Source organism: Pseudomonas sp. GM49 (assembly GCF_000282355.1).
Taxonomy (GTDB): Bacteria; Pseudomonadota; Gammaproteobacteria; order Pseudomonadales; family Pseudomonadaceae; genus Aquipseudomonas.
This window is the reverse complement of the sequence record NZ_AKJL01000156.1, coordinates 54,292-81,186: the sequence shown is the minus strand read 5'-3', so window position 1 is coordinate 81,186 and position 26,895 is coordinate 54,292. Positions and strand designations below refer to the sequence as shown.

Here is a 26,895-nt window from a genome sequence, read left to right as displayed (position 1 = left end):
CGGCAGCGGCAGCAGCCTGTCGCCGGTCTGGGTGAAACGCCCGGTATCGACGCGCTAACACATTTGCCGGATTGACCCATGTCCCCCTGTAGGAGCGAGCTTGCTCGCGAAAAACGTAAGGGCAACGCGTTTACTCAGATAGCGCGCGTTTTCGTTAACGTCCATCGCGAGCAAGCTCGCTCCTACAAGAGACCGAGGCGTCAATCCGGACACGAAACAAAAACAAGAGTGAAACGACAGAACGCAGTAGCTCTAACCAATCGATATTCAAGGAGTAACAACATGATTCCGGTGATCTTGTCAGGTGGTAGTGGCTCACGTCTTTGGCCGCTTTCCCGTAAACAATTCCCTAAGCAGTTCCTGGCCCTGACCGGCGAACACACCCTCTTCCAGCAAACCCTGGAACGCTTGGTGTTCGAAGGCATGGACACGCCCATCGTGGTCTGCAACAAGGACCACCGTTTCATCGTCAACGAGCAGTTGGCCGCGCGCAAACTGGAAACCCAACGCATCCTGATGGAACCGTTCGGTCGCAACACCGCGCCGGCCGTGGCCCTGACTGCGATGATGCTGGTCAACGAAGGTCGCGACGAACTGATGCTGGTACTGCCGGCCGACCACGTGCTGGAAGACCAGAAAGCCCTGCAACGCGCCCTGGCCCTGGCCACCGTCGCCGCCGAAAACGGTGAAATGGTGCTGTTCGGCGTACCGGCCACCAAGCCGGAAACCGGTTATGGCTACATCAAGTCGACCAACGACTCGCTGCTGCCCGAAGGCGTCAGCCGCGTCTCGCACTTCGTCGAAAAACCCGACGTGAAGCGCGCCACCGAGTTCGTCCAGTCCGGTGGTTACTTCTGGAACAGCGGCATGTTCCTGTTCCGCGCCAGCCGCTTCCTGGAAGAGCTGAAAAAGCACGATCCGGACATCTACGACACCTGCCTGCTGACTCTGGAACGCAGCAAGCAGGATGCCGATACCATCACCTTCGACGAAGCCACCTTCGCCTGCTGCCCGGACAATTCCATCGACTACTCGGTGATGGAAAAAACCCAACGCGCCTGCGTGGTGCCGCTGACCGCTGGCTGGAGCGATGTCGGCTGCTGGTCGTCGCTGTGGGAAGTGAATGCAAAAGACGCCAACGGCAACGTCACCAAGGGCGACGTGGTCATTCAGGACAGCAAAAACTGCATGATCCACGGCAACGGCAAACTGGTGTCGGTGATCGGCCTGGAAAACATCGTCGTGGTCGAAACCAAGGACGCCATGATGATCGCCCACAAGGACAAGGTCCAAGGCGTCAAACAGATGGTCAACACCCTCAACGAACAGGGCCGCAGCGAAACCCAGAACCACTGCGAGGTCTACCGTCCGTGGGGTTCCTACGACTCGGTGGACATGGGCGGCCGCTTCCAGGTCAAGCACATCTCGGTCAAACCGGGCGCATGCCTGTCGCTGCAGATGCACCACCACCGCGCCGAGCACTGGATCGTGGTCAGCGGCACTGCCGAGGTGACTTGCGATGAAAACGTGTTCCTGCTGACCGAGAACCAGTCGACCTATATTCCGATTGCTTCGGTGCATCGCTTGCGTAATCCGGGGAAGATTCCGTTGGAGATCATTGAGGTGCAGTCGGGGAGCTATCTGGGTGAGGACGATATCGAGCGGTTTGAAGATATCTATGGTCGGTCTACGCCGGTTGAGCGTGGGGTTGCGGTGAAGACAATCGCACAGTAAGCGATTGATAGAATAAAAAGCTCCCATCCAGTCCGCTGTGTTCCCTATCCGCAGTGGTCTGGGTGGAGTTTTCTTATCTTAATCTGCTGTCGAATGATAATAGCCAACTACCTTACCCCAGCACCTCAGCCTTTCTTGTCAAGGACGATGTCGGACCATCAATATCGCAGTCAGCGAATCGGAGTTTCTTAACACTACGGCCTGCCGCACACTGGCGTAGTCGCGATATAGATCCTCCCGCTCATCGCTTGATGTAGTCGCTGCCTCGCCAACACGACTCATAAGCTCGTCTAAAAGCCTTATGTAACTACCACGTGGGCCATCCGTCATTTCCACCTCAGACGGAGCTGTCATTTCCCCTGACGGATTTACAACACGACTAAAAGAAGAGTTCATTGCCTGCTGAAGGTAATTTTCAATGCCATCGGGTGCTTCTTCGACTGAAGGTGCCTGCGCTCCCACGTACCAAAAATCGTTAATAAAATTAATACTGCTGAAGGATCCCATCGCGTGAAGGCCTTCATGTAACAAAGTCGCCGCCAATCCAACGGGATGCGTTTTTTCGATAAATGAACGACTCAACCATATCAAATTTCCTTGAGCGGCAGTGCTAACAGTATTACCTGTGAAACGACCGTCATTATCAGCGAGAGAAAGTCTCCAATCTTCTTCGCCACCGACCCTTCCTATAAAAGTTTTCAATCGCTTAAACGTCCCCAATAGCTGCCTCTTCAAACCAACCGGGTCATTGTCTTGCAGCCGGTAATCCGTACCGAAAGAAAACTCCAATATTTTGCTTGTAAACGCATCTAACTGATTTGACTCAAGCGCAGAAATTGTTTCATCCAACCAATTTTCTCCAAGTGCCAGACTCCCCTTTACAGACCGTTGAAGGTTATCTGGAAAGTTACCAAGTCCACGAGCTATCAACCGTGCCCCATGAAGCTCTTCACTCAAGGCTTCTTGTTCATTCATCACATCATAACTACTCAACCCCTCCCACTCTCGGTTATTGATGGGAGAACTCTTGAGCATTCTAAAAAAATTCAATCCATCAATACTTCCTGCCGGATCCGGATTCAACCACCGTTGCCACCACGCCACGTAATACCTGAACCCATAATAATAAAGCCCCGTCGCATCCCGCTCTTTCCCCGAATAACGCGCCGTTCGGTAACTCGCCTCAACCTCCCCGCGTCCGGCAAACCACGCGGTACTGCCAAACGGGTGATATCGCTCCTGGCTGATCACTACACCATCATCATCGAGTTCCAGGGTGCAGGAACCCAGATGATCGTTCAGGTGGTAGCGGTATTGGTCATTGCCAATGTCTTTCGGCGGCGCCGATTCCCAATGCAACACCCGCACACTGCTGCGCCCGGCCTGGACGTTGATCACCTGCAGCACTTCGCCCGTGCCGCTGTAATTACGCAGCTCCAGGTTCGGCAGATAACGGGTTTCAGCGACCAGCGTCCGGGCATGGGCGAGCGTCTCGCGGACTTTGCGCAGACGCATCCCATCGGCGCCGTAGACATAACGTTCGCGGTCATTGAGGCCCGAATCGCGCTCCACCGGCCGCACTTCGCCCAACTGGTTGCGCAGATCCCAAGCCAAGGCTTGTCCCGGTTGCAGGTGGAGCAAGTTGCCGTTGGCGTCGAAGCCTCGGCGGAAGTCCTCTTCGTCCGGTACCACGCCTTCCAGCACCGGCAGGCAACGGTTGCTGCGTGCCGCCGCGACCAGTCGATGTCCATGACTTTGCGGACCTTCGTGGATCAGCTCCAGCAGATTGCCACCCGCGTCGTAGTGATAGGTCTGGCGGTAATTCGCGCGGGGCGCGGGATCATCGAGGGTCGAAAACTGTGGACCTTTACTGGTGCGGCCCGCTTCCCAACCGAGGGCTTCGATCAATTGATAAAGACTGTCGTAGAAGTAGCGACTGACCGGTTCGATCCGCTGGTTGGCGAAGTAGCGGATCGGCAGTGCGGCATCCTCGATGCTCCGCACATTGCCCACCGGATCGTATTCGTAACGCAGGTCTTGCAGGGGGTCGTTACCGCGTTGGGCGTGAAGCCGGGTCAGGCGGCCATTTTGCGCGTCGTATTCCAGCGAAGTGATCACACCATTGCCGGCGACTTCCCGTTCGGTCTGGCCATGAGCGTTGTAGTCCATGGCGCTGACCAGCGTTTTCGGGGTTGATGCGCCGTTGAGTTGCAGGTGAACTTCGCGCAACTGCCCATCGAGGGTTTGATGGAATAGCTGGCGGTGACCTTTGGCATCGGTTTGATCGGAGATCTCGCCCGCCGCGTTGAAGTGTGATCGGGAAGTTGCGCCCTCGCCCGCCTCCAGCAGCAAATCACGATGCGCTACCGGCTCGGGCCAGTCCGGCAGCGACAACGCTCTCAGAAAATGCCGTGTCTGCTCCAGCACCGTGCCATGCAATCCGAACTCGCTCATCCGCTGAGTGCCTGCCGGGTCATCGTGGCGAATCAATTGGCCGCATTGGTTGTGCCCGGCTGCAGCCTGATCGCTTGCGCCATAACTCAAGCGCTCAACACAAACCGCTTCGCCGTCCACTGCCTGTTCGAACACCGATACCGGGCGCAACTGTATGTCGTATTGCATCCAGCGCTGCGAGCCCCGGCCATCCCAGTAGTGGAGCGGTTGCCCCGCCTCGCCCAACAGCGCAACACGCAACCCGGCATCGACGCTGTTCGTACTCAACTCCGCACCGGACAGGGCATGAATCGTTTGCAGATTGGCCGGTGCCAAAGCGTCCAGAAACAGCCGTGGATCCCACTGCGCAATCACACGTCCCGCCCAATCATGGACCGTGCGGTTGACCCGTGTCTGAGGGGACACGCCGTCGTTATCACGCCAAAAGCCCACGCCGCGCACCGCCAGCCCCCGAGGGTCAAGCGCGGTCAGTGTCGGCGTATGGCGGTGGACTGAAAGGGTCGCTGGCACAGTGGGCGCTCCTGAGGCACTTATCCATCAAAGACTGCCATCAGAAATCTGGCTACTGTCAGAAATTACAGTTCAGACGGATGGCCGCAAACGCCTTGGCCGCGCCACGCTCATCGCCAATCCCACCTACGCTTAGGTAGGATGGCCTTCTCTATTCCCGAGGTTGCGCAACATGTTCATCGGCGTCCTGCTGGTCATCACCTGGCTGATCCTGTTGTTGCGCTACCCGGCCAAGGCCTTGCCCGTTTCCATGGCCGCTGCCGTGGGGCTGGGCATCGTCGCCACCTGGGTTATCTGGATGGACCACCGCGAACTCAAGCAGCTGCAACGCCTGGAGTTGCGCATCAGTTACGCGCCGCAGCAGTGTCCCGCCGACCGGCCACTGCAATTGACCCTGAACAATGGCAATGACGTGCCGCTGACGGAACTGCGCTGGCGGGTTGCGGCTTATGCTCCGGGCGACACGGTGAACCTCGCCGACAACCAATACACCGCCCCGCGCTATCGTGGCCCCGGCGAATTGCAGGCCGGTGGCAACTGGGAAGATTGCTTGCCGCTGCCACCACTGCGCCCTGGCTACCGTCCGGAAACCCTGGAGTTTCGCGCCGAGCGATTGCAGGGTAGTTTTTCCGACTGATCCCTCCTCCATTTTTTGCACAAGGAATGCGCCATGCCCGTCGCGTTGATTACCGGTTGTTCCAGCGGCATTGGCCGCGCCCTTGCCGATGCGTTCAAGGGTGCCGGCTATGAAGTCTGGGCCAGCGCGCGCAAGGCCGAAGATGTCGCGGCACTCACCGCCGTGGGGTTCACCGCCGTGCAACTGGATGTGAACGACGCTGCTGCGCTCGAAGCCTTGAGCGAGCGAATCAACCAACAAACCGGCGGCCTCGATGTGCTGATCAACAACGCAGGATATGGCGCCATGGGGCCGCTGCTTGATGGTGGTGTACCGGCCATGCAACGCCAGTTCGAAACCAACGTGTTCGCCATCGTCGGCGTCACCCGCGCCTTGTTCCCGGTGCTGCGTCGGGCCAAGGGTCTGGTGGTGAATATCGGTAGCGTGTCCGGTGTTTTAGTCACGCCATTCGCCGGCGCCTACTGCGCCTCAAAAGCCGCCGTGCATGCCTTGAGCGATGCCTTGCGCATGGAACTGGCGCCGTTCGGCGTGCGGGTCATGGAGGTCCAGCCGGGGGCCATCGCTTCCAGTTTTGCCAAGAATGCCGGGCACGAAGCCGAGCAATTGATCAGCGAGCAATCGCCGTGGTTTCCGCTGCGTGAAGGCATACGCGCCCGGGCCAGGGCTTCCCAGGACAGGCCGACCCCGGCCAGTGAGTTTGCCGCCGGATTGCTCAAGGCCGTGAAGCAAGCCAAACCGCCACGATTGATACGTCTGGGCAATGGCAGCCGTGCGTTGCCGCTGATGGCAGGGCTGCTACCTAAAGGCTTATTGGAAGCGGGGTTGATGAAGCGATTCGGACTGCGTGGACAGCTCTGATACTGAGTCGCCTGCAATCGCGAGCAAGCTCGCTCCCACAAGGTTTTTTGGTGTGAATGCTATTTATGCCATCCAGCAGAACCCTGTGGGAGCGAGCTTGCTCGCGATGACGCCGGAACAGACACTGCAAATTTCAGGAATAAGTTGATGACCGACTACACCGAGTACTTCGACGAAGTGATCCAGGCCCACGTGACCATCGAACAATGGCTGGCCGAAGAACAGGACGTATCCGAACTCGAAAAACTGCTGACCCGTTTTTCGCCGCGGTTTTCCATGATCTCGCCGCTCGGTCGGGTACTGGATTTTGACGCGCTGAACGAGTTGTTCACGTTGGCGGGCGGCAAGAAGCTCGGGTTCCGGATCGAGCTCAGCGAGTTGCGTGGTATTGCGTTGTACGACGGCGGCGCGATCGTGAGTTACCGCGAGCAACAGACCGATGCGACCGGACTGCACTCGGATCGTCGCTCAACCGTGGTGTTCGAGAAGGTGGAAGGCAGAATTCTTTGGCGGCATCTGCAAGAGACCTTCTGCTGAACACGACGACGATCAACTGTAGGAGCGAGCCTGCTCGCGATGGACGTCAACGATAACGCGTGCATTCTGAATACACGTGGCGCGCTCTGGTTCATCGCGAGCAGGCTCGCTCCTACAGGGGGATGCATTCCAAAATGTGGGAGCGGCGGTGCGGCGATCCGACTTGCTCGCGAAGCAGACGACTCGGTCTACCGGCTATGCACCACTATTCTGCTTCACCACCACCGTACAAGTAATCCCGGCCGCCAACACCACACCCTCCGGCACTTCATCGATGTGAATGCGCACCGGCACCCGCTGCGCCAGGCGCACCCAGTTGAAGGTCGGGTTGACGTCGGCGATCAGTTCGCGGCTCTCCGGGTTGTCGCGGTCGTAGATGCCGCGCGAGATACTTTCCACGTGCCCCTTGAGCACTTCACCGCTCATCAGTTGCATGTCGGCCTTATCGCCGACGCGCACATGGGGCAGTTTGGTTTCTTCGAAGAAGCCGTAGACCCAGAACGAGTTCATGTCGACCACGGCCATTTTCGCCTCGCCGATGCGCGCGTAATCGCCGCGATGCACGTTGAGGTTGGTCACATAACCGTCCACTGCCGCACGGACTTCAGTGCGTTTGAGGTTGAGTTCGGCGGCTTCCAGTTGCGCCTGGGCCTGCTGGTAATCGGCGAGGGCAGAGTCAGCGAGGTTGCTGGCGTCGTCGCGGTTTTCCCTGGAGATCACCAGGTTGTCCATATCGGCACGACGATGGGCGTTGACCTTGCGCATCTCCCAGGTCGCCTTGCGCGATGCCACCAGCGATTGCGCCTGTTTCACCGCGAGACGGTAGTGCTCGGGGTCGATCCGCATCAGCAAATCGCCCTTCTTCACCAGTTGGTTGTCGCGCACCGGCACGTCCACCACTTCGCCGGTGACGTCGGCGGCGACGTTGATGATGTCGGCGCGCACGCGACCGTCACGGGTCCACGGCGTGTTCATGTAGTGCTCCCACAAGGAGCGGCCGATCCACAGCGCGAGGGCCAGCACCAGCAAGGTCGCGAGCAGGCTGAAAAACTTTTTCATCGGGGCATTCTCAGTGATAGAGAGTCAACGGTAGACAGTCAGCGCCATAGCGCCGAACAGACAGGTAAACAGACTCAGGCGCAGTAACGCCGGGTGCCAGAAGAAGCGGTACAGGTCGAACCCGGACAGGAACCGGTCCAGCGCCCAGGCAAGCAGAGCCGCAATGAAAAACATCAGGGTCATGGTCGGCATGTACACGCCGTGGAAGGCGATTTCACGAGGCATGTTCAAGTCCTTGGGGCTGGCTGCTTGCGAAGGCGGCGAGCGGTGATTGCGGATCGAGCAGAGAGGTGCGGATGAAGTGCAGGTAGCTCTTCACCCGGCGCAACGCCGAGGTATCGAAGTGCGGGGCGAAGGGTTCGTCGGTGGACTGCACACGGCTGATCGCGTGATCGACGGCGATCAGTGCGCGTTCGAGGTTGCTGCTGTTCGGTTGCAGGAACAACCGCACCAGTGCGCGCCCCATCACCCGGATCGCCTGGCGCCACGGCCGGGATTCGGCATAGGCCGGATGCACCGGCAGAATCGCCTGTTCCTTGCGCAACTCGATGATCGCGTGGCCGACTTCCAGCACCACGAACATCCAGCGCAACAAGTCCCGCTGTACTTGCGGTTGACCCGCCGCAAAGCCGTAGGCCTGGTGCACCAGATCGCGGGTACGGCTTTCGAAACTCGACGCCAGCCCCTTGAGCTTGCCGCTGATGGCGTACACCACCTGACCGCGCAAATCCTGCTCCAGCCGGCGCCACAGCCAGCGACTGTTGGGCGGCAGAATGATCGCCCCTGCCGCTGCGCACACCAGCATGCCCATCACCATCGCGATGTAGTCGTTGATGAAGGTGTAGGGGTTGTAGACCGTAAGGTTGTCCGGCACCGAACCGGTGCTGAAGAAGATCAGCAGCCCCAGGCCAACCCCGGCGTATTGTGGTCGTGAACTGAGGAACGAACCGAGCACGATCACCGGGGCCAACACCATGCACAGCAATGGGAAACCGTCGATCCACGGATAGATGAAGAACATCTCGACGAAGCCGATCAATGCCCCGAGCAGCGTCCCGCAAGCCATCTGGAATGCCATGCGTTTCGGGTTCGGTGTCGCCGCGGCCAGGCCAACGGTAGCGGCGGCAATCAGGGTCATGGTCGCCCCGCTCGGCCAGGCCGTGGCCACCCAATAGCTGCCCAGCACCACCAGAATGAATGACGCACGAATACCCGACGCTGCAGCGGCCAGCCAGTTGGTTTGCGGGGTGTACGGCTCGTCCCAGCGCTCCCGTTCGTGACTGTGATCGGCCAGGGACGCGTGGGTCTGCGCATAACCATGCAGGTCGTCGACGAAGCGATAGAGCAGCTCGTACGCGGTGTGGAAATCCAGTTGCTCGGCATCGCTCGGATTGCTCTGCTGGAACGTCGCCCGAAGACTGCGCACCCGCGCCGGCAGACCTTCCTTGTAGGCGGTAAGCACCGCAACCAGACGCGCCGCATCGGCGCTGGTCAGGGCGCGACCGCTGAAGCCGTCGAGCAACTCGGCGAGGTCCTGCAAGCCCGGCTTGATCGCCGCCACCACCTGGTCCGCCGCGCTGCTGCGCAAGCGTTCGAGCAATTGATGCAAGGCGTTGAAACGCGTGGTGATGCTCATGAACTCGCTGTTCAAGCGACTGAGCCGGCCATTGCGCCGACGCATGTGCGGGTCTTCAAAAACCGTGACGCTGCGCAAGCCTTCCAGGCCCACCGCTTCAGCGATGAAACGCACGTTGCCGGCCTCGAACGCCTCGCGCTGACTGCGGCCGCGCAAACCGTCGGTGACGAACAAGGCGAACACGCCAAAGCGCTGATACAACGCATTGCGCATCGCCGCGCTGGCCGATTGCGGCAGGATGGCGGCACTGATCAGTGTCGAACAAAGAATGCCCAACGAGATTTCCAGCACCCGCCAGACCGCCGCCATGAACGCGCCATCCGGATGAGCCAGCGCGGGCAAGCCAACCATCGCTGCGGTGTATCCGGCGAGTACGAAACCATAGGCGCGAAAGTTGCGGCAGCGGGCGGCACCGGCTGTGCAGATACCGACCCAGATCGCCAGCGAACCGAGGAACAGTTCAGTGTTTTGTGCAAACAGGGCAATCAGCGCGACCATCACCGCAGACCCGGCCAGGGTACCGAGAAAACGATAGAAACTCTTGGCGAACACCTGGCCGCTTTGCGGTTGCATGACAATGAACACGGTGATCATCGCCGTGCGCGGTTGCGGCAGTTCCAGGCGCATGGCCAGCCACAGCGTCAGGAATGCCGCGAACAACACCTTGAAAATGTAGACCCAGGTCACGCCATCGCTGCGTGCCCAGTCGAAGAAACCCCGGCGCCATTCAAGGGAGTACAGCCAGCGCAAGGGTGCGGGCAAGGGAGTCATCAAATCCTGCTCAGTAAATTCCAGTGAAAACCGGAACCTGTGGGAGCGAGCTTGCTCGCGATAGCGGTGTGTCAGGCGACATGATTGCTGACTGACACGCCCTCATCGCGAGCAAGCTCGCTCCCACAGGTGTTGTGTTCAACGCAAAAGGCTCGGGGTTTTAGGCGCCTGGGTCTGTTCAGCGTTCGGCACGTCGTTGCCGGCACCGAGGCCACCGCCCAACGCCGTCACCAGTTCGGCATGGGCGCTCAAACGCGCCGCCTGAACCTGCTGCTGCACTTGCTGCTGCTTGAACAGCAGGGTCTGGGCGTTGAGCACGTTGAGGTAGTCAGTCAGGCCACGCTGGTAGGCGATCATCGCGATGTCGTAGGTCTTCTGCGCGGTGGCCACCGACTCGGCGGCGAACGCCTGTTGCTTGTCCATGGACTCGCGGCGGATCAACTGGTCGGAGATGTTTTTCAGGGCGTTGACCAGGGTCTGGTTGTACCTGGCTACGGCGATGTCATAGCCGGCCGAGGCTTCACCCAGTTCCGAGCGCAAACGTCCGCCATCGAAGATCGGCAACGAAATTGCCGGACCTACGCTGTAGTTGAGTTTCTTGCCGGTCAGGAACTCCAGGGCCCCGCCGCCGGTGGCCATGTAGCCGAGGCTGCCGACCAGATCGACGTTGGGATAAAACCCGGCATGGGCAACATCAATACCCCGCGCCTGCGCCGCCACTTGCCAGCGACTGGCGACCACGTCCGGGCGTTGGCCGAGCAATTGCGCCGGCAGCGAAGACGGCAGTTTCAGTGGCGCGCCCAGCGACAGCGTTGGCCGCTGCAACTGTGCACCTTCCCCCGGGCCCTTACCGGCGAGGGCCGCGAGCTGATTGCGGCTCAAGGCGATTTCTTCGTCGAGGGCATCGATCTGGCGATGGGTTTCCGGCAGCGGCGTCTCGGCCTGGCTGACTTCGAAATGGGTGCCGATGCCACCGTTCAGGCGCTTCTGCGCCAGCTCGAGAATCTGCTGTTGCTGCTTCAAGGTCGCTTCGACGATATCCCGCTGGGCGTAATGCAACGACAACTCGATGTAGACACGCACGATGTTGTCCTGCAATTCGAGCTGGGCCTGACGCGCTTCGGCGACCGTCATGTGTGCCATGTCCACCGCACGCTCGGTGGCATTGCTTTCGCGGCCCCAGAGGTCGAGGGCATAACTGAAACCCAGTGCGGCGTTGTTGTCCCAGGTCGTGGAGTTGGCCAGCTCACCCGGCCCGTAGAACTGGTCGGTGGGCCAGTTGTGGCGCTTGAGGGTGGCATCGCCATTGATCTGCAGCGACTCGGCTGATTCGGCCACGCCGGCCATGGACCTGGCCTGACGCACCCGGGCGGCGGCCATGGCCAGGGTCGGGCTGCCTTGCAGGGCGAGGTCGATCCAGCGATTCAGTTGCGGGTCGCCATAGGCTTGCCACCACTGCGCGGTGGGCCAGTGCGCATCATGCGCGGCGCTCTGGATCGCTTCGTCGGTGGCCAGTGAATTGGCCTCCAGCGCCTTGTCCTGCGGGGCAATACCTCCGGTTCCGATGCAGCCGCTGATTGCCAGGGTTAAAGCCAAAACACTGAGCGGCTGAAGCGCTCTGCTGATGCGACGCGGCACTGCTGCGATTTCCTGAAATAGGGGGAGGCATGAGATTTTCTGGAAACCGGAGATCCGCTTTTGTGGGAGCGGTGGGTCGAGCCCCGGTTGCCCAAGTTGCGCAATTCTATGGGGCGGTCTGAAGGGCGATAAGCCGGGATTCCTGTGAATCTTTGTTACCGTTAACGAGATAATCCGTAGGTAGGGGTCACCGCCCCCGAAACTTCGTGTCACAATTTGCCATCGCACCCGAGAGCACCCCATGGACACTTTGCAAAACATGCGCGCCTTCAGTTACGTGGCCGAAGCCGGCAGCTTCACCGCCGCCGCCGTACAACTGGACACCACCACGGCTAACGTCTCGCGCGCGGTCTCCAACCTGGAAGCCCACCTGCAAACCCGCCTGCTCAACCGAACGACCCGTCGCATCGCCCTGACCGAAGCCGGCAAGCGCTACCTGTTGCGCTGCGAACAGATCCTGGCCTACGTCGAAGAAGCCGAAGCCGAGGCCAGCGACGCCCACGCACGCCCGGCCGGGCAACTGAAAGTGCACACCATGACCGGCATCGGCCAGCACTTCGTGATCGACGCCATCGCCCGCTACCGCAAGACGCACCCGGACGTGACCTTCGACCTGACCATGGCCAACCGCGTGCCGGACCTGCTCGACGAAGGCTACGACGTGTCCATCGTCCTCGCCCGCGAACTGCCGGACTCGGGCTTCGTCTCCCAGCGCCTGGGCATCACCTACAGCATCGTTTGCGCCTCGCCGGCCTACGTCAAAGCCAACGGCTGCGCACAAAAACCCAGCGACCTGCTCAACCACGCCTGCCTGCGCCTGGTCAGCCCGGTGATTCCGCTGGAGAAATGGGCGTTCGACGGCCCTGATGGCCAGGAAATGGTCACCATCAACAGCTCGCCGTTTCTGGTGAACTCCGCCGACGCGATGAAATCCGCGATCATCAGTGGCATGGGCGTTGGCGTCCTGCCGCTGTACGCCGCGATAGAAGGCCTGCGCAATGGCACCTTGGTGAGGGTGATGCCCAAATACCGCTCGCAGGAATTGAATCTGTATGCGATCTACCCTTCGCGCCAGTACCTGGACGCGAAGATCAAGACCTGGGTCGAGTATTTGCGCGGATCGTTGCCGGAACTGCTGGCGGCGCATCAGGCGGAGTTGGCGGCGTATGAATTGAGCGGGAGCCTGGGCGGGGTTCGGGTGGCGAACTGAAAATCTCTCGGCTCACAGATTGATCCTTTGTGGGAGCGAGCTTGCTCGCGATAGCGTTCTCACCTTCAACATCACTGTGAGCAGATACACCGCTTTCGCGAGCAAGCCCGCTCCCACAGGAATCGAGTACATCTACAAGAGATTGGTCGGCTGTCAGGCCGCCTTCGCGGGCAAGCCCGCTCCCACATTTTGAATTATGCACGGTCAAGAAAATCAGGCCGGCCGGTAGGCCGCCTCGGCTGCTTTTTGATCTGCCCGCCCCCTCGGGAGGCTGAGCGGAGGCGTTCATCCGGGGATTGGCGCGCAGCGCCGTTCGACGCAGTCGAACACATTGCATGCAGGTCGCGCGAAGCCGACCGGAGGGCAATGCCCCCGGATGAATGCCGGAGCGAAGGAACCCCGAGCCTAAGCGAGGGGCCGTACGTCAGGGGCGAGCGTTTTTTTGCTTACTTTTTTTAGGCGCTTGTAAAAAAAGTGAGTCGCCGTAAGGGCGAAACCATAGGTGGCCGTTTCCGAAGAAACGAATATGTACACGGACAACCAAGTACATGGTCGGCCCAGAGGCCGCCAAGACCAAACCAAACTGACAGTGCCGTCAGTTAGCCGTCACCCTCCTGACCGCCAAACAGGTTTATAAAGGAAACTACCCTTCGACCAAAAACCCAGCCCCGGCGCCCCACTCGCATGCGAATCCAGACCAAACCCGCCCTGCTCGTCGCCCTTCTGATCGTCCTGGCAGCGCTGGGCCTGTGGTATGCAGCCAAACCGGCCAAGGCCAAACTCGCCAGCCCCACCGCCATCCCCGTGCGCGTGGTCGCCGTCGCCGAAAAAGACGTGCCCCGCTATGTCAGCGGCATCGGTTCGGTGTTGTCCCTGCACAGCGTCGTGGTTCGCCCGCAAATCGACGGCATCCTCACCAAAATCATGGTCAAGGAAGGCCAACTGGTGAAAAAAGACGACCTGCTGGCCACCATCGACGACCGCTCGATCCGCGCCAGCCTCGACCAGGCCCGGGCACAACTGGGCGAAAGCCAGGCGCAACTGCAAGTGGCGCTGGTCAACCTCAAGCGCTACAAACTGCTCAGCGTCGACGACGGCGTGTCCAAGCAGACCTACGATCAACAACAAGCGCTGGTCAACCAACTCAAGGCCACCGCCCAAGGCAATCAGGCTTCAATCGACGCAGCTCAGGTACAACTTTCCTACACACAGATTCGTTCCCCTGTGACCGGTCGCGTCGGCATTCGCACCGTGGACGAAGGCAATTTCCTGCGCATGACCGACACCCAGGGCCTGTTCACCGTGACCCAGATCGACCCGATCGCCGTGGAGTTCTCCCTGCCGCAGCAAATGCTGCCGACCCTGCAAGGCCTGATCAACGATCCGCAACACGCTCAGGTAAAGGCCTACATCGGTGCCGACACCGACGGCGAAACCGGCAACCTGCTCGGCGAAGGCCACCTGACCCTGATCGACAACCAGATCAACGCCAACACCGGCACCATCCGCGCCAAGGCCGAGTTCGACAATCCGGGGCAGAAGCTCTGGCCGGGCCTGCTGGTGACGGTAAAGATTCAAACCGCGCTGGAGAAAGATGCGCTGGTGGTGCCACCGACAGTCGTGCAACGCGGCCTCGATCAGCACTTCGTGTACCGGGTCAACGGCGACAAGGTCGAAGCCGTGCAGGTGCAGATGGTCTATCAAGGCAGCGGCCAGGACATCATTAAAGGCGTGAAGCCTGGTGATGTCTTGGTCAGCGATGGTCAGTCGCGGCTCAAGCCGGGTTCAACGGTGCAGGTGGTGACCGAGCCGCCGCAAGTGGTGCAATCGGAGGCCGCGCAATGAAAGGCCATGGCTCAATATCCGCTTGGTGCATCGACCACCCGGTGGCGACGGTCCTGTTGACGTTTGCCCTGGTACTGCTGGGCGCCATCGCCTTTCCACGCCTGCCGGTGGCGCCTTTGCCCGAGGCGGAATTCCCGACTATCCAGGTGGCGGCGCAACTGCCCGGTGCCAGCCCGGAAACCATGGCCTCATCGGTGGCCACGCCCCTGGAGGTGCAGTTCAGCGCCATCCCCGGTGTGACCCAGATGACGTCGAGCAGCGCCCTCGGTTCGACCAACCTGACCCTGCAATTCACCCTCGACAAGAGCATCGACACCGCCGCCCAGGAAGTGCAGGCCGCGATCAACACCGCTGCCGGCAAGCTGCCCAAGGACATGCCAAACCTGCCGACCTGGCGCAAGGTCAACCCGGCTGACAGCCCAGTGCTGATTCTTAGCGTCAACTCCTCGCTGATGCCCGGCCCGGCACTCAGTGACCTGACGGAAACCCTGCTGTCGCGTCAGATCAGCCAGATTGACGGTGTAGGCCAGGTCGTCATCACCGGTCAGCAACGTCCGGCGATCCGCGTCCAGGTCTCGGCAGACAAACTCGCGGCCATCGGCCTGACCCTCGCCGATATCCGCCTGGCGATCCAGCAAACCAGCCTCAACCTGGCCAAAGGTGCGCTGTACGGGGAATCGAGCATTTCAACCCTGTCCACCAACGATCAGTTGTTCCACCCCGAGGATTACAGTCAGTTGATTGTTTCCTACAAGAACGGTGCACCGGTCCACCTCAAGGACGTGGCCAAAGTCGTCAACGGCTCGGAAGATGCCTACGTCCAAGCCTGGGCGGGCTCGAAACCGGGGGTGAACCTAGTGATCTTCCGCCAGCCAGGGGCCAACATCGTCGAGACCGTGGACCGTATTCAGGCAGCGCTGCCGGAGCTGGAAGCGATGCTGCCCGCCTCGGTGCAGGTCAAGACGCTGATCGACCGCACCCAGACCATTCGTGCCTCGCTGCATGAAGTGGAAATCACCCTGCTGATCGCGATCATGCTGGTGGTGGCGGTGATGGCTCTGTTCCTGCGCCAACTGTCGGCCACGCTGATTGTCTCGGCGGTACTCGGCGTGTCGCTGATCGCCAGTTTCGCCTTGATGTACATCATGGGTTTCAGCCTGAACAACCTGACTCTTGTGGCGATTGTGGTCGCCGTGGGCTTCGTGGTCGACGATGCAATCGTGGTGGTGGAGAACATTCACCGCCATCTGGAGGCCGGCGACGGCATGCGCGAGGCAGCAATCAAAGGTGCCGGGGAAATCGGCTTCACCGTGGTGTCGATCAGTTTCTCGCTGGTGGCGGCGTTCATTCCGCTGCTGTTCATGGGCGGCGTGGTCGGGCGGTTGTTCAAGGAATTCGCCCTGACCGCCACCTCGACCATCATGATTTCAGTGGTGGTGTCCCTGACGTTGGCGCCGACCCTCGCTGCGCTGTTCATGCGCGCGCCGGTACATCACGCCCACGCCAAACCGGGCTTCGGCGAACGCCTGCTGGCGCTCTATGAAAAAGGTCTGCGCCACGCCCTCGCCCACCAGAAGTTGATGATCGGCGTGTTCGGCCTGTCCCTCGGCCTGGCCGTCGCCGGTTACATCTTTATCCCCAAGGGCTTCTTCCCGATTCAGGACACCGGTTTCGTCCTCGGTACCACCGAAGCGGCTGCGGACATTTCCTACGGCGACATGGTGAAAAAACACCTGGCAATGGCGGAAATCGTCGCCGCCGACCCTGCCGTGGAAACGTTCTCGCACTCGGTCGGGGTTTCCGGCAGCAACCAGACCATCGCCAACGGACGGTTCTGGATCACCCTGAAAAAACGCGGAGACCGCGACGTCTCGGCCAGCCAGTTCATCGACCGGATTCGCCCGCAACTGATGAAAGTGCCGGGCATCGTGCTGTATTTGCGTGCAGGCCAGGACATCAACCTCAGCTCCGGCCCGAGTCGTGCCCAGTATCAATACGTACTCAAGAGCAATGACGGCGGCACACTCAGTACCTGGACCCAGCGCCTGACGGAAAAACTGCGCGCCAACCCGGCCTTCCGCGACATTTCCAACGACCTGCAACTGGGCGGCAGCATCACCCACATCAGCATCGACCGCAGCGCGGCGGCGCGTTTCGGCCTGACCGCGAGCGATGTCGACGAAGCGCTGTACGATGCATTCGGCCAGCGCCAGATCAATGAATTCCAGACCCAGATCAACCAGTACAACGTGATCCTGGAACTGGACACCCAGCAGCGCGGCAAGGCCGAAAGCCTCAACTATTTTTACCTGCGCTCGCCCCTGAGCGGGGCAATGGTGCCGCTGTCGGCCCTGGCCAAGTTCGATGCACCGACCATCGGCCCGCTATCCATCGCCCATGACGGCATGTTCCCGGCCGCCAACCTGTCGTTCAACCTGGCGCCCGGCGTGGCGTTGGGCGATGCGGTGATCATGCTCAACCAGGCCAAGGTCGACATAGGCATGCCGAGCGCCATCAGCGGCAATTTCCAGGGCGCAGCCCAGGCGTTCCAGAGTTCGCTGGCCAGCCAGCCGTGGCTGATCCTGGCGGCGCTGGTGGCGGTGTACATCATTCTCGGCGTGCTCTACGAGAGCTTCGTGCACCCGCTGACGATTATTTCGACCTTGCCTTCGGCGGGCCTCGGCGCGGTGATCATGCTGTGGATTTGCGGCCAGGACTTTTCGATCATGGCCTTGATCGGGCTGGTGCTGTTGATCGGTATCGTCAAGAAAAACGGCATCCTGATGATCGACTTCGCCCTCGAAGCGCAGCGCAATGGCGGACTGTCGCCTGAAGAAGCAATCTTCAAGGCCTGTATCACGCGGTTCCGGCCAATCATCATGACCACTCTCGCCGCCCTGCTCGGCGCCCTGCCGCTGATGCTCGGCTACGGCACCGGCGCCGAGTTGCGCCAGCCCCTGGGGATCGCGGTGGTCGGCGGCTTGCTGGTGAGCCAGGCGCTGACGCTGTTCACCACGCCGGTCATATACTTGTGGCTGGAGCGGCTGTTCCATCGGCCAAAACCCTCGCCAGTACCGGCGCTGGCAACCACAGACTGAGGCGGGGTCATGCGCGTTCTGATTATCGAAGACGAGGAAAAAACCGCGGATTATCTGCACCGCGGCCTGACGGAACAGGGTTACACCGTGGATCTGGCGCGGGACGGGGTCGAAGGCCTGCACCTGGCGCTGGAGAGCGACTACGCGGTGATCGTCCTCGACGTGATGTTGCCGGGTCTCGACGGCTTCGGCGTGCTGCGCGCCCTGCGTGCGCGCAAGCAAACCCCAGTGATCATGCTGACCGCCCGCGAGCGTGTGGAAGATCGCATCAAAGGCCTGCGTGACGGTGCCGATGATTACCTGGGCAAACCGTTTTCCTTCCTTGAACTGGTGGCACGCCTGCAAGCGCTGACCCGACGCAGTGGTGGCCATGAACCGGTGCAAGTGAGCATCGCCGACCTGTGGATAGATTTGATCAGCCGCAAGGCGACCCGAGGCGGTACACGGCTGGACCTGACCGCCAAGGAATTCTCGCTGCTCAGTGTATTGGCGCGCCGCCAGGGTGAAATTCTCTCGAAAACCGCCATTGCCGAGATGGTCTGGGACATCAATTTCGACAGCGACGCCAACGTCGTCGAAGTCGCGATCAAACGCCTGCGGGCCAAGCTCGACGGGCCGTTCGAAGAGAAACTGCTACACACCATTCGCGGCATGGGTTATGTGCTGGAGAGCCGTGGTGTCCAGTAACTCGATCGCGCTGCGGCTGAGCGGGATGTTCACGCTGGTGGCGTTGCAGGTGTTCCTGCTGATCGGCTGGGCCTTGTACCAGCAGGTCGACAAAGGCCTGGGCCTGTTGCCCGAAGCCGAGCTCGACGCGCGCTATAGCGTGCTCGAATCCACGGTTGGCCGATACGGCACGCCCGAGCATTGGGTGAAGATCAACAACAAGCTCAATCTGCTGAGCGAAGAAGACAAGCGCATCAGTTTCTGGATCATCAGCGGCGATCCGCACTACGAATACGGCAACCTGACCCCGCCGATCCGCGCCTTTGCCCAAGGGCCGCTGGGCACGCGCGACATGCAACTGCCGGATCACCCGTATCCGCTGAAAGTGCTGGTCAGCGAATTCCCCGCCAAAGACCAGCGCCCCCCACTGCGCTTCATGATCGCCATCGATACCGAAACGTTTTTCCAGACCCAGCATCAACTGTTGATCGCGCTGATCAGCCTGGCGATTGTCGGCGTGTTGCTGGCCTCGGCACTGGGTTACTGGGTGGCGCGGATCGGGCTCAAACCGCTGATCAAACTGTCCCAGGAAGCCCAACGCCTGGCCCCGCCGCTGCGCTCGGGGCGCTTGCGATTGTCACCGTTGCCACCGGAGCTTGATCAGTTCGTCAGCTCGTTCAACTCGACCCTGGAACGGGTCGAGCAGGCTTACTCGCGCCTTGAATCGTTCAACGCCGACGTCGCCCACGAACTGCGCTCGCCGCTGACCAACCTGATCGGCCAGACCCAGGTCGCATTGACCCGCGGACGCTCCGCCGAGCATTACTTCGAAGTGCTGCAATCGAACCTCGAAGAGCTTGAGCGACTGCGGTCGATCATCAACGACATGCTATTCCTCGCCAGTGCCGATCAGGGCAGCAAGGCGACCAAACTGACGTCCACATCGCTGGCGGACGAAGTGGCCACGACCCTGGAATATCTGGATTTCATTCTCGAAGACGCTCAGGTCCGGGTTGAGGTCAGTGGTGACGCGCAAGTACGCATCGAGATTGCCCATTTGCGCCGGGCATTGATCAACCTGCTGAACAACGCAGTGCAGCACACCGCGCCCGGGCAGGTGATTCAAGTGCGGATCGAAGCCCGGGAGCATCAAGTCAGCATCGGCGTTGCCAACCCCGGCTCGCCGATTGCCCGTGAACACCTGCCACGGCTGTTCGAACGCTTCTACCGGGTCGATGCTTCGCGCAGCAACAGCGGCAACAATCACGGACTGGGTCTGGCCATCGTCAAGGCGATTGCGTTGATGCATGGCGGCGATGTGTTCGTGCGCAGTGACCATGGGATGAATACCTTCGGCATACATCTTCCCATCTGACGGGCACACACCCTGTGGCGAGGGGGCTTGCCCCCGTTCGGCGACGAAGCCGTCGTAAATCCGATATGCAAGGTGCTTCAGATAAATCGTGGTTACAGGTTTTGGGGCTGCTACGCAGCCCAGCGGGGGCAAGCCCCCTCGCCACAGTGAATGCGTACTCCTGCGTATCGATCTTTGCTTTTGCTGTAACAGTCCTTTCATGAATCCGCTCTTTTTCCCCTCGCCCCATATCCTTATCTTTGCCCGCACCAAACAGCACTTGCCAAGCAAGAAGGTTTTAAAGATGTCCAACAGTATGGGTATTGCCAGCGCTTTCGTTTTGTCCTCTTTGTTCCTGTCGCCATTGGCGATGGCGGAAGAATCGCAGACCTTCGTCGCGCATAACGCCGCACGCGCTGCAACGCTCGAAGAGCATCAGATCGAGATGACAGCCAAGGCTGCGCAAGACGCCCAAGCCCCGCAAGCATCCAGCACTCAGGCCCAGCCACGGGCCGAGAATGACAGCTGATCCTTACCTGTCACGCCTGTTTCCCTCGACACTTTTCATCGGCTCTTCCCTTTGAAAAGTTGTCCTCAAAGCCGCTGCTGTCAGCGGCTTTTTTTATAGTGGCGACTCAACCTTCTTTGCAATTTTTGCAACGAAAGTCACTGACGCCCACGCCATTGATTAATCGTTTGAGCAACCGGAACGAATCATTCGGCTGTTACGTTTATGGAACTACGCTTACAAGGTCCTTCCAGCAGACGTCTGTCTTATGACCGCAAGCCGAACCCCACAATTTTCAGGCAAAACCGGGCGACCCGAGATCATGGTGATCGTCGGCAGCACCCTGACAGTCATCTCGATCCTGTGCATCGTCACTTTTCTGCTGATCCGCGAACACGCCTACGCCCAGCAAACCGCTACACGCAGTGCGACCACCATTGCACAACTGATCGATGCCGATGTCCTGCGTACGGTCGAGCTCTATGACTTGACCTTGCAGGGCCTGATCGCCGCCGCCCAACGGGACGATCTGAAACAGGTTTCTGCGCAGATCCGCCATCTGGTGCTGTTCGATCGCTCCGCCACCGCGCGCTACAAGGGCGACATCCTGCTGCTGGACAAGCACGGCGACGTGCTGGCCGACTCATCACTGATCGAACCGAAACCGGGCAACTTCGCTGACCGCGATTATTTCCTGGCCCATGTCTTCAATCGCGATACCGGTATGTATATCAGCCGACCGTTCAAGCCGAGCTGCGACTGCGATGACCGCGACGAATGGCGCATCAGTTTCAGCCGGCGCATTTCTTCGCCCACCGGTGAGTTTCTGGGAGTCGCGGTAGCTTCGATGCGCATGAGCTACTTCGATCAGTTGTTCAACAGCCTCGACATCGGCACCGGCAGTACGCTGGGCATCATCAACAATGACGGGATTCTCCTGGCGCAGAAACCGTACCGGGAACCAAATTCCATCGGCAAAAGCTTCTCCAGCCGCCCCAACGTCGTGCGCATGCTGCAGGAGCGCAGTGGCACCTTCGAAAGCGTGTCGAGCGTCGACCATCAACGGCGCCTGTACACCTTTTCCCGGGTCGGCAATCTGCCGCTGACCGTCATCGTGGCCCTTTCCATCGATGAAGTGTTCGCCACCTGGAACCGCACGGCCTATGTGATCAGCGGCGCAACCGGGGTTTTGTGCATCGGTCTGTTGTGGCTGACCTGGCTGCTTTGCCGCGAGCTGCGCCTGCGCCAATGTGCCGAGCAGGAATTGGCGCAACTGGCGGCCACCGATGCCTTGACCGGCGTGGCCAACCGCCGATCCCTTGATCAGGCCCTGCGCCATGAATGGTTTCGTGCGCAGCGCAGCCGCAAGCCGTTGTCGTTGCTGATGATCGATGCCGATCACTTCAAGGCCTTCAATGATCGGCACGGGCATCAGGCAGGTGACGAAGCCTTGCGGGCACTGGCCGAAGTCATCCGCGCCAGTGTCCATCGCCCGGCGGACCTGGTGGCTCGCTATGGTGGCGAAGAGTTTTCGGTGGTCCTGGCCGAAACTGGCAGTGAAGGCGCGCAGCAGATCGCCGAACATATCCGGGAGGCGGTGCAAAAACTGCCACTGGTGGACGCCGATGAGTCGCCAATGAGCGTGAGTATCGGCATTGCAACCTGGACGGCGGCCAGCGATATCAAACTGGAGCAATTACTGTTCAACGCGGACAAGGCGCTGTATCAGGCCAAGGAAGGGGGGCGTAACCGGGTGGTGTGGGCCAGTTGATTTTTTTGTTGGATGGACGGGCGTCATCGCGAGCAAGCTCGCTCCCACAGTTTACCGCGTCCCCCTGTGGGAGCGAGCTTGCTCGCGATGAGGCCAGCCCAAGCACTACAAACTTCAGGACATAAAAAAAGGCCACCCGAAGGTAGCCTTTAAAAAACTAGAGAGGTTTTTTGCTTACACGGCCGCAACCGGGCGCATGTAAGAGATCGGTGCAGTGCTGGCGTCTTCGAACGTCACGACTTCCCAGGCATCTGTCTGCTCAATCAACTTGCGCAGCAGCTGGTTGTTCAGTGCGTGGCCGGACTTGAAGCCCTTGAACTCACCAATCAGGCTATTGCCCAGCAGGTAGAGGTCACCGATTGCATCGAGGATCTTGTGCTTCACGAATTCGTCTTCATAGCGAAGGCCGTCTTCGTTCAGTACGCCATCGGCGTCGACCACAATTGCGTTTTCAACACTGCCGCCGAGTGCGAGGTTGTGCTTGCGCAGGTACTCGATGTCACTCATGAAACCAAAGGTACGGGCGCGGCTGACTTCTTTTACGAACGAAGTGCTGGAAAAATCCACGCTTGCACTTTGGGTGCGGTCACGGAAAACCGGGTGATCGAAATCGATCTCGAAGCTCACTTTGAACCCTTCGAAAGGGACGAAAGTAGCGCGCTTGTCGCCATCTTCCACTGTCACTTCACGCAGGATGCGGATGAACTTCTTGGCGGCGTCCTGTTCTTCCAGGCCAGCCGATTGAATCAGGAATACGAAAGGTCCAGCGCTACCATCCATGATCGGGACTTCGGACGCGGAGAGCTCGACGTAGGCGTTATCGATGCCCAGGCCTGCCATGGCCGAGAGCAGGTGCTCTACCGTGTCCACTTTGACGTCACCGTTAACGAGCGTGGTCGACATAGTGGTTTCACCAACGTTTTCCGCGCGGGCAGGAATCTGCACCACGGGGTCGAGGTCGGCGCGACAAAACACAATGCCGGTGTCGACAGGCGCTGGCTTGAGGGTCAGGTAGACCTTCTCCCCGGAGTGCAGGCCGACACCTGTGGCACGGATAATATTCTTCAGGGTGCGTTGTTTAATCATGGCATGGGCCGCTTCAGCGCAAATTGCGAACTGGTATCAACAAAGGCTGGCGATGATAGCAGACCACGCCTTTGCTGAACACCAATCACCTTCATAGCCCTGATACATTTCATCAATCGGCCTGACGACGCAGGAAAGCCGGGATGTCCAGGTAGTCCAGGTCATCTTGCGGATTCATCTTCGCGGCAGTCGCAGCACCGGCCTGGGCCTGGTTGCGCATGACGGTCGGACGATCCAGGTCACGGTAGTTCACCGCTGGAGCTTCCTGACGAACAGGGGCCTGTTGTTGTGGCTGCGAAGCCATAGAAGTGTGGACGGTGTTGTCGATGACCTTCACAGGCTTCTCGATTTTTGCGCCCAGACCGGTAGCGACGACAGTCACGTGCAGCTCGTCGCGCATGTCCGGATCGATAACGGTACCGACCTTGACCATCGCGTGCTCGGAAGCGAATGCCTCGATGATGCTACCCACGTCGGAGTATTCACCCAGGGACAGATCCGGACCGGCGGTAATGTTCACCAGGATGCCGCGAGCGCCTTGCAGGTTCACGTCTTCCAGCAACGGGTTGCGAATGGCCGCTTCGGTGGCTTCGCGTGCACGGTTCGGACCGCTGGCGCAGCCAGTGCCCATCATCGCCATGCCCATTTCGCTCATCACGGTACGCACGTCGGCGAAGTCGACGTTGATCATGCCCGGACGCTTGATGATGTCGGAGATACCGCGAACGGCACCGGCCAGTACATCGTCAGCCTTGGCGAAAGCCGACAGCAGGCTTGCGTCTTTACCGAGGATGGTCAGCAACTTCTCGTTGGGAATGGTGATCAGCGAGTCGACGCTTTCGGAGAGCATGCGGATGCCTTCGTCGGCGATCTGCATACGCTTGCGGCCTTCGAACGGGAACGGACGGGTCACCACCGCAACGGTGAGGATGCCCATTTCCTTGGCCACTTCGGCGATGATCGGCGCAGCACCGGTACCGGTACCACCGCCCATGCCAGTGGTGATGAACACCATGTTGGTGCCGGCCAGCACTTCGGCAATGCGCTCACGGTCTTCCAGAGCGGCTTGACGGCCGACTTCAGGGTTAGCGCCAGCGCCCAGGCCCTTGGTCACGCCGGTGCCCAGTTGCAGGATGGTGCGCGCGCCGATGTTTTTCAGCGCTTGAGCATCGGTGTTGGCGCAGATGAATTCGACGCCTTCGATGTTGCTCTTGACCATGTGGTTGACAGCGTTGCCGCCGCCACCGCCGACACCGATAACTTTGATTACCGGGCTTGCGGGGATGTTGTCTACGAGTTCGAACATTTTCCCTCTCCTTTACATTCTCTAGTTTTTTCGCCTACTGCGTGCTTCGGTGTAACGGTGTTGCGGTAAATCTTCAGAAATTGCCCTGGACCCACTTCTTCAGTCGGTCCAGCAGCGGAGCCTGTGGCTCTTCGTTGCTGTAGCTGTCGCGGCTGCCGATGCCCGAGAACGAGATGCCGTCGGACTGCTTCTGCAGGCCGTACATCAACAGGCCGACGCCGGTGGAATAGATCGGGTTGCGTACCACGTCATCCAGACCTTTCACGCCATGCGGCACGCCCAGGCGCACCGGCATGTGGAAGATTTCCTCGGCCAGTTCTGTCGCGCCTTCCATCTTCGACGTACCGCCGGTCAGCACGATGCCGGCCGGGATCAGGTCTTCGTAGCCGCTGCGGCGCAGTTCGGCCTGGATCAGCGTGAACAGCTCGTCGTAACGCGGCTCGACCACTTCGGCCAGGGCCTGGCGGGACAGCTCGCGCGGTGGACGGTCGCCAACGCTTGGCACCTTGATGGTTTCACCGGCACCGGCCAGTTTGGCCAGGGCGCAGGCGTAGCGAATCTTGATTTCTTCGGCGTACTGGGTCGGGGTGCGCAACGCCATGGCGATGTCGTTGGTCACCTGGTCGCCGGCAATCGGGATGACGGCGGTGTGACGGATCGCGCCTTCGGTGAAGATCGCGATGTCGGTGGTACCGCCACCGATGTCCACCAGGCACACGCCCAGCTCTTTCTCGTCATCGGTCAGTACCGAATAAGCGGAAGCCAGCTGTTCGAGAATGATGTCGTCGATTTCCAGGCCGCAGCGACGCACGCATTTTTCAATGTTCTGTGCGGCGTTGACGGCGCAGGTGACCACGTGGACCTTGGCTTCCAGACGCACGCCGGACATGCCCAGCGGCTCGCGGACGCCTTCCTGGTTATCGATCACGTAATCCTGTGGCAGGGTGTGCAGCACGCGCTGGTCAGCTGGGATTGCCACGGCCTGGGCGGCGTCGAGCACACGCTCAAGGTCGGCCGAGCTGACTTCGCGATCACGAATCGCCACGATGCCGTGGGAGTTCAGGCTGCGGATGTGATTGCCGGCCACACCGACGAACGCCGAGTGAATGCGGCAACCGGCCATCAACTGCGCTTCTTCGATGGCGCGCTGGATCGACTGCACGGTGGATTCGATATTCACCACCACGCCTTTTTTCAGGCCACGGGACGGATGGGTACCGATCCCGACGATTTCCAGCGTGCCGTCGTCCGCGACCTCGCCTACCAGCGCCACCACCTTGGAGGTGCCGATATCGAGACCGACGATCATTTTGCCGCTTTGCACGTTTGCCATGGGTCCTGCCTCTTCTTAATTCTTCGCGACAGCGGGTTGGGCTGCCGTGGGCGCTACAGGTTCCCGCCAGCCAACAGCGAGGCCGTTGGCGTAGCGCAGATCGATGCGCGCAATGTTCGTAATCTGTTCTTTGAGCGTCTTGTCATAGATGGCGATGAAACGGCGCATCTTTTCCACCTGGTTGCCGCGTCCCAGCAGCAGTTCGATCCCGGGACCCGCACTGCCGGGGCCGGTGGTCAGGAACCAGCTGCCGCGATCACGCAGTTCGAGGCGTGCAATCGAGAAGCCCAGAGGCCGGAGCATCTGACTCAACACCTGGTACTGCTGCATCACCTGCTGCTGGGCCCGCTGCGGGCCGAACAGCTGAGGCAGGTGTTCGTAGTTCGCCAGCTCACGCGGAGTGAAGGCCTGGCCCTGGTTGTTCAACAGCGACTCGTCGCCCCAACGGGCTACCGGCAGTTGTTCTTCCAGACGGATCACCACTTGATCCGGCCACACCCTGCGCACTTCGGCGTGGGCAATCCATGGCATCGTTTCCAGCTCGGTGCGCATGCTCGCCAGGTCGATGGTGAAGAAGCTCGACGCCACGTACGGGGCGATCCGCTGCTGCACCGCTTGCTGGCTGATGTAACTCAGGTCGCCCTGCACGTTGATTTTGGTGATCGGCCTGTCGGCATACGGCAACAACCGTGTCGCGCCCTCGTAAGTACCGAACCCCAAAGCCACCAGCAGCACCGGCCAGAACAATGCTTTGAGAAAACCGAAGTTGGCTTTCGGCAGGCGCACGGACATCGGCTCTTTGGCCACCATTCGGCTGGCACCCCGTGGCACCGGCTTGCGGCCGGGTGCGGGAGGCTGATGTCTGAGCTGAGCGCCTTGCATGG

The 26,895-nt window shown here is 60.2% G+C and carries 20 protein-coding genes; 11 read left to right on the top strand and 9 right to left on the bottom strand.

The genetic code is table 11. The features are described from left to right. Positions 1–282: 282 nt before the first annotated feature. On the top strand, positions 283–1,734 hold the full coding sequence (locus PMI29_RS14440; protein WP_007998306.1) for a mannose-1-phosphate guanylyltransferase/mannose-6-phosphate isomerase: 1,452 nt from the start codon (positions 283–285) through the stop codon (positions 1,732–1,734). A gap of 138 nt (positions 1,735–1,872) precedes the next feature. Here the strand turns inward: PMI29_RS14440 and PMI29_RS0130140 are convergent, their stop codons facing one another. Then, positions 1,873–4,698 (bottom strand): RHS repeat domain-containing protein, encoded by a 2,826-nt coding sequence (locus PMI29_RS0130140; protein ID WP_007998304.1) that lies wholly within the window; start codon positions 4,696–4,698, stop codon positions 1,873–1,875. Positions 4,699–4,870: 172 nt separating this feature from the next. Between PMI29_RS0130140 and PMI29_RS14445 the strand changes: the two genes are divergently transcribed. The 3 genes from PMI29_RS14445 to PMI29_RS14455 all read left to right on the top strand — a co-directional run bounded on the left by PMI29_RS14445 (position 4,871) and on the right by PMI29_RS14455 (position 6,730). Continuing rightward, positions 4,871–5,335, top strand: coding sequence for a hypothetical protein (locus PMI29_RS14445; RefSeq protein ID WP_007998302.1), 465 nt, complete (start codon positions 4,871–4,873; stop codon positions 5,333–5,335). 33 nt (positions 5,336–5,368) lie between these two features. Continuing rightward, positions 5,369–6,193: an SDR family oxidoreductase gene (locus PMI29_RS14450; RefSeq protein WP_007998301.1), complete on the top strand. Its 825-nt coding sequence runs from the start codon at positions 5,369–5,371 to the stop codon at positions 6,191–6,193. A gap of 147 nt (positions 6,194–6,340) precedes the next feature. Continuing rightward, positions 6,341–6,730 (top strand): DUF4440 domain-containing protein, encoded by a 390-nt coding sequence (locus PMI29_RS14455; protein WP_007998299.1) that lies wholly within the window; start codon positions 6,341–6,343, stop codon positions 6,728–6,730. Between the two features lie 195 nt (positions 6,731–6,925). Here PMI29_RS14455 and PMI29_RS14460 read toward each other — a convergent pair whose 3' ends face one another. The 4 genes from PMI29_RS14460 to PMI29_RS14475 all read right to left on the bottom strand — a co-directional run bounded on the left by PMI29_RS14460 (position 6,926) and on the right by PMI29_RS14475 (position 11,834). Continuing rightward, a complete protein-coding gene (locus tag PMI29_RS14460; protein WP_007998297.1) occupies positions 6,926–7,789 on the bottom strand; it encodes an efflux RND transporter periplasmic adaptor subunit in 864 nt (287 codons plus the stop codon). Between the two features lie 24 nt (positions 7,790–7,813). After that, positions 7,814–8,014 carry a DUF1656 domain-containing protein gene (locus PMI29_RS14465; protein ID WP_007989920.1) on the bottom strand — a complete coding sequence of 67 codons (201 nt, stop codon included), beginning with the start codon at positions 8,012–8,014 and terminating at the stop codon, positions 7,814–7,816. Then, a complete protein-coding gene (locus PMI29_RS14470; RefSeq protein ID WP_007998295.1) occupies positions 8,004–10,196 on the bottom strand; it encodes an FUSC family protein in 2,193 nt (730 codons plus the stop codon). Before PMI29_RS14470 ends, PMI29_RS14465 begins: the two co-directional genes overlap by 11 nt. Before the next feature lie 138 nt (positions 10,197–10,334). Then, positions 10,335–11,834, bottom strand: coding sequence for an efflux transporter outer membrane subunit (locus tag PMI29_RS14475; RefSeq protein ID WP_007998294.1), 1,500 nt, complete (start codon positions 11,832–11,834; stop codon positions 10,335–10,337). A gap of 241 nt (positions 11,835–12,075) precedes the next feature. Between PMI29_RS14475 and PMI29_RS14480 the strand changes: the two genes are divergently transcribed. From PMI29_RS14480 to PMI29_RS14505, 7 genes are all read left to right on the top strand, one after another. Next, positions 12,076–13,044 (top strand): LysR family transcriptional regulator, encoded by a 969-nt coding sequence (locus PMI29_RS14480; protein ID WP_007972623.1) that lies wholly within the window; start codon positions 12,076–12,078, stop codon positions 13,042–13,044. 684 nt (positions 13,045–13,728) lie between these two features. Next, positions 13,729–14,889: an efflux RND transporter periplasmic adaptor subunit gene (locus PMI29_RS14485; protein WP_007998290.1), complete on the top strand. Its 1,161-nt coding sequence runs from the start codon at positions 13,729–13,731 to the stop codon at positions 14,887–14,889. Beyond that, the gene (locus PMI29_RS14490) at positions 14,886–17,987 is read left to right on the top strand and encodes a multidrug efflux RND transporter permease subunit (RefSeq protein WP_007998288.1); all 3,102 of its coding nucleotides are present in this window, start codon (positions 14,886–14,888) and stop codon (positions 17,985–17,987) included. Before PMI29_RS14485 ends, PMI29_RS14490 begins: the two co-directional genes overlap by 4 nt. A 9-nt stretch (positions 17,988–17,996) precedes the next feature. Next, positions 17,997–18,674, top strand: coding sequence for a heavy metal response regulator transcription factor (locus PMI29_RS14495; protein WP_007998286.1), 678 nt, complete (start codon positions 17,997–17,999; stop codon positions 18,672–18,674). After that, positions 18,664–20,028, top strand: coding sequence for a heavy metal sensor histidine kinase (locus PMI29_RS14500; RefSeq protein ID WP_007998283.1), 1,365 nt, complete (start codon positions 18,664–18,666; stop codon positions 20,026–20,028). The genes PMI29_RS14495 and PMI29_RS14500 overlap by 11 nt, the downstream gene beginning before the upstream one ends. A 283-nt stretch (positions 20,029–20,311) precedes the next feature. Beyond that, complete coding sequence (locus PMI29_RS0130135; RefSeq protein WP_033052397.1) at positions 20,312–20,536, top strand: hypothetical protein; 225 nt, start codon at positions 20,312–20,314, stop codon at positions 20,534–20,536. Positions 20,537–20,783: 247 nt separating this feature from the next. After that, positions 20,784–22,286, top strand: a complete 1,503-nt coding sequence (locus PMI29_RS14505; RefSeq protein WP_033052396.1) for a GGDEF domain-containing protein — start codon at positions 20,784–20,786, stop codon at positions 22,284–22,286. 174 nt (positions 22,287–22,460) lie between these two features. Here the strand turns inward: PMI29_RS14505 and lpxC are convergent, their stop codons facing one another. The 4 genes from lpxC to PMI29_RS14525 all read right to left on the bottom strand — a co-directional run bounded on the left by lpxC (position 22,461) and on the right by PMI29_RS14525 (position 26,893). Beyond that, positions 22,461–23,372 carry a UDP-3-O-acyl-N-acetylglucosamine deacetylase gene (gene lpxC / locus PMI29_RS14510; protein WP_007939852.1) on the bottom strand — a complete coding sequence of 304 codons (912 nt, stop codon included), beginning with the start codon at positions 23,370–23,372 and terminating at the stop codon, positions 22,461–22,463. Positions 23,373–23,484: 112 nt separating this feature from the next. Next, positions 23,485–24,678 (bottom strand): cell division protein FtsZ, encoded by a 1,194-nt coding sequence (ftsZ, locus tag PMI29_RS14515; RefSeq protein ID WP_007989903.1) that lies wholly within the window; start codon positions 24,676–24,678, stop codon positions 23,485–23,487. A 73-nt stretch (positions 24,679–24,751) separates the two neighbouring features. After that, positions 24,752–26,011 (bottom strand): cell division protein FtsA, encoded by a 1,260-nt coding sequence (ftsA, locus tag PMI29_RS14520; RefSeq protein ID WP_007989901.1) that lies wholly within the window; start codon positions 26,009–26,011, stop codon positions 24,752–24,754. A gap of 15 nt (positions 26,012–26,026) precedes the next feature. After that, positions 26,027–26,893 carry a cell division protein FtsQ/DivIB gene (locus PMI29_RS14525; RefSeq protein WP_007998276.1) on the bottom strand — a complete coding sequence of 289 codons (867 nt, stop codon included), beginning with the start codon at positions 26,891–26,893 and terminating at the stop codon, positions 26,027–26,029. Positions 26,894–26,895: the final 2 nt, after the last annotated feature.

What these genes read in the sequence shown, in the direction of transcription:
- PMI29_RS14440 (WP_007998306.1), top strand. Translation starts at nt 283, where the DNA reads ATGATTCCGGTGATCTTGTCAGGTGGTAGTGGCTCACGTCTTTGGCCG.
- PMI29_RS14445 (WP_007998302.1), top strand. Translation starts at nt 4,871, where the DNA reads ATGTTCATCGGCGTCCTGCTGGTCATCACCTGGCTGATCCTGTTGTTG.
- PMI29_RS14450 (WP_007998301.1), top strand. Translation starts at nt 5,369, where the DNA reads ATGCCCGTCGCGTTGATTACCGGTTGTTCCAGCGGCATTGGCCGCGCC.
- PMI29_RS14455 (WP_007998299.1), top strand. Translation starts at nt 6,341, where the DNA reads ATGACCGACTACACCGAGTACTTCGACGAAGTGATCCAGGCCCACGTG.
- PMI29_RS14460 (WP_007998297.1), bottom strand. Translation starts at nt 7,789, where the DNA reads ATGAAAAAGTTTTTCAGCCTGCTCGCGACCTTGCTGGTGCTGGCCCTC.
- PMI29_RS14465 (WP_007989920.1), bottom strand. Translation starts at nt 8,014, where the DNA reads ATGCCTCGTGAAATCGCCTTCCACGGCGTGTACATGCCGACCATGACC.
- PMI29_RS14470 (WP_007998295.1), bottom strand. Translation starts at nt 10,196, where the DNA reads ATGACTCCCTTGCCCGCACCCTTGCGCTGGCTGTACTCCCTTGAATGG.
- PMI29_RS14480 (WP_007972623.1), top strand. Translation starts at nt 12,076, where the DNA reads ATGGACACTTTGCAAAACATGCGCGCCTTCAGTTACGTGGCCGAAGCC.
- PMI29_RS14485 (WP_007998290.1), top strand. Translation starts at nt 13,729, where the DNA reads ATGCGAATCCAGACCAAACCCGCCCTGCTCGTCGCCCTTCTGATCGTC.
- PMI29_RS14490 (WP_007998288.1), top strand. Translation starts at nt 14,886, where the DNA reads ATGAAAGGCCATGGCTCAATATCCGCTTGGTGCATCGACCACCCGGTG.
- PMI29_RS14495 (WP_007998286.1), top strand. Translation starts at nt 17,997, where the DNA reads ATGCGCGTTCTGATTATCGAAGACGAGGAAAAAACCGCGGATTATCTG.
- PMI29_RS0130135 (WP_033052397.1), top strand. Translation starts at nt 20,312, where the DNA reads ATGTCCAACAGTATGGGTATTGCCAGCGCTTTCGTTTTGTCCTCTTTG.
- PMI29_RS14505 (WP_033052396.1), top strand. Translation starts at nt 20,784, where the DNA reads ATGACCGCAAGCCGAACCCCACAATTTTCAGGCAAAACCGGGCGACCC.
- lpxC (WP_007939852.1), bottom strand. Translation starts at nt 23,372, where the DNA reads ATGATTAAACAACGCACCCTGAAGAATATTATCCGTGCCACAGGTGTC.
- ftsZ (WP_007989903.1), bottom strand. Translation starts at nt 24,678, where the DNA reads ATGTTCGAACTCGTAGACAACATCCCCGCAAGCCCGGTAATCAAAGTT.
- ftsA (WP_007989901.1), bottom strand. Translation starts at nt 26,011, where the DNA reads ATGGCAAACGTGCAAAGCGGCAAAATGATCGTCGGTCTCGATATCGGC.
- PMI29_RS14525 (WP_007998276.1), bottom strand. Translation starts at nt 26,893, where the DNA reads ATGCAAGGCGCTCAGCTCAGACATCAGCCTCCCGCACCCGGCCGCAAG.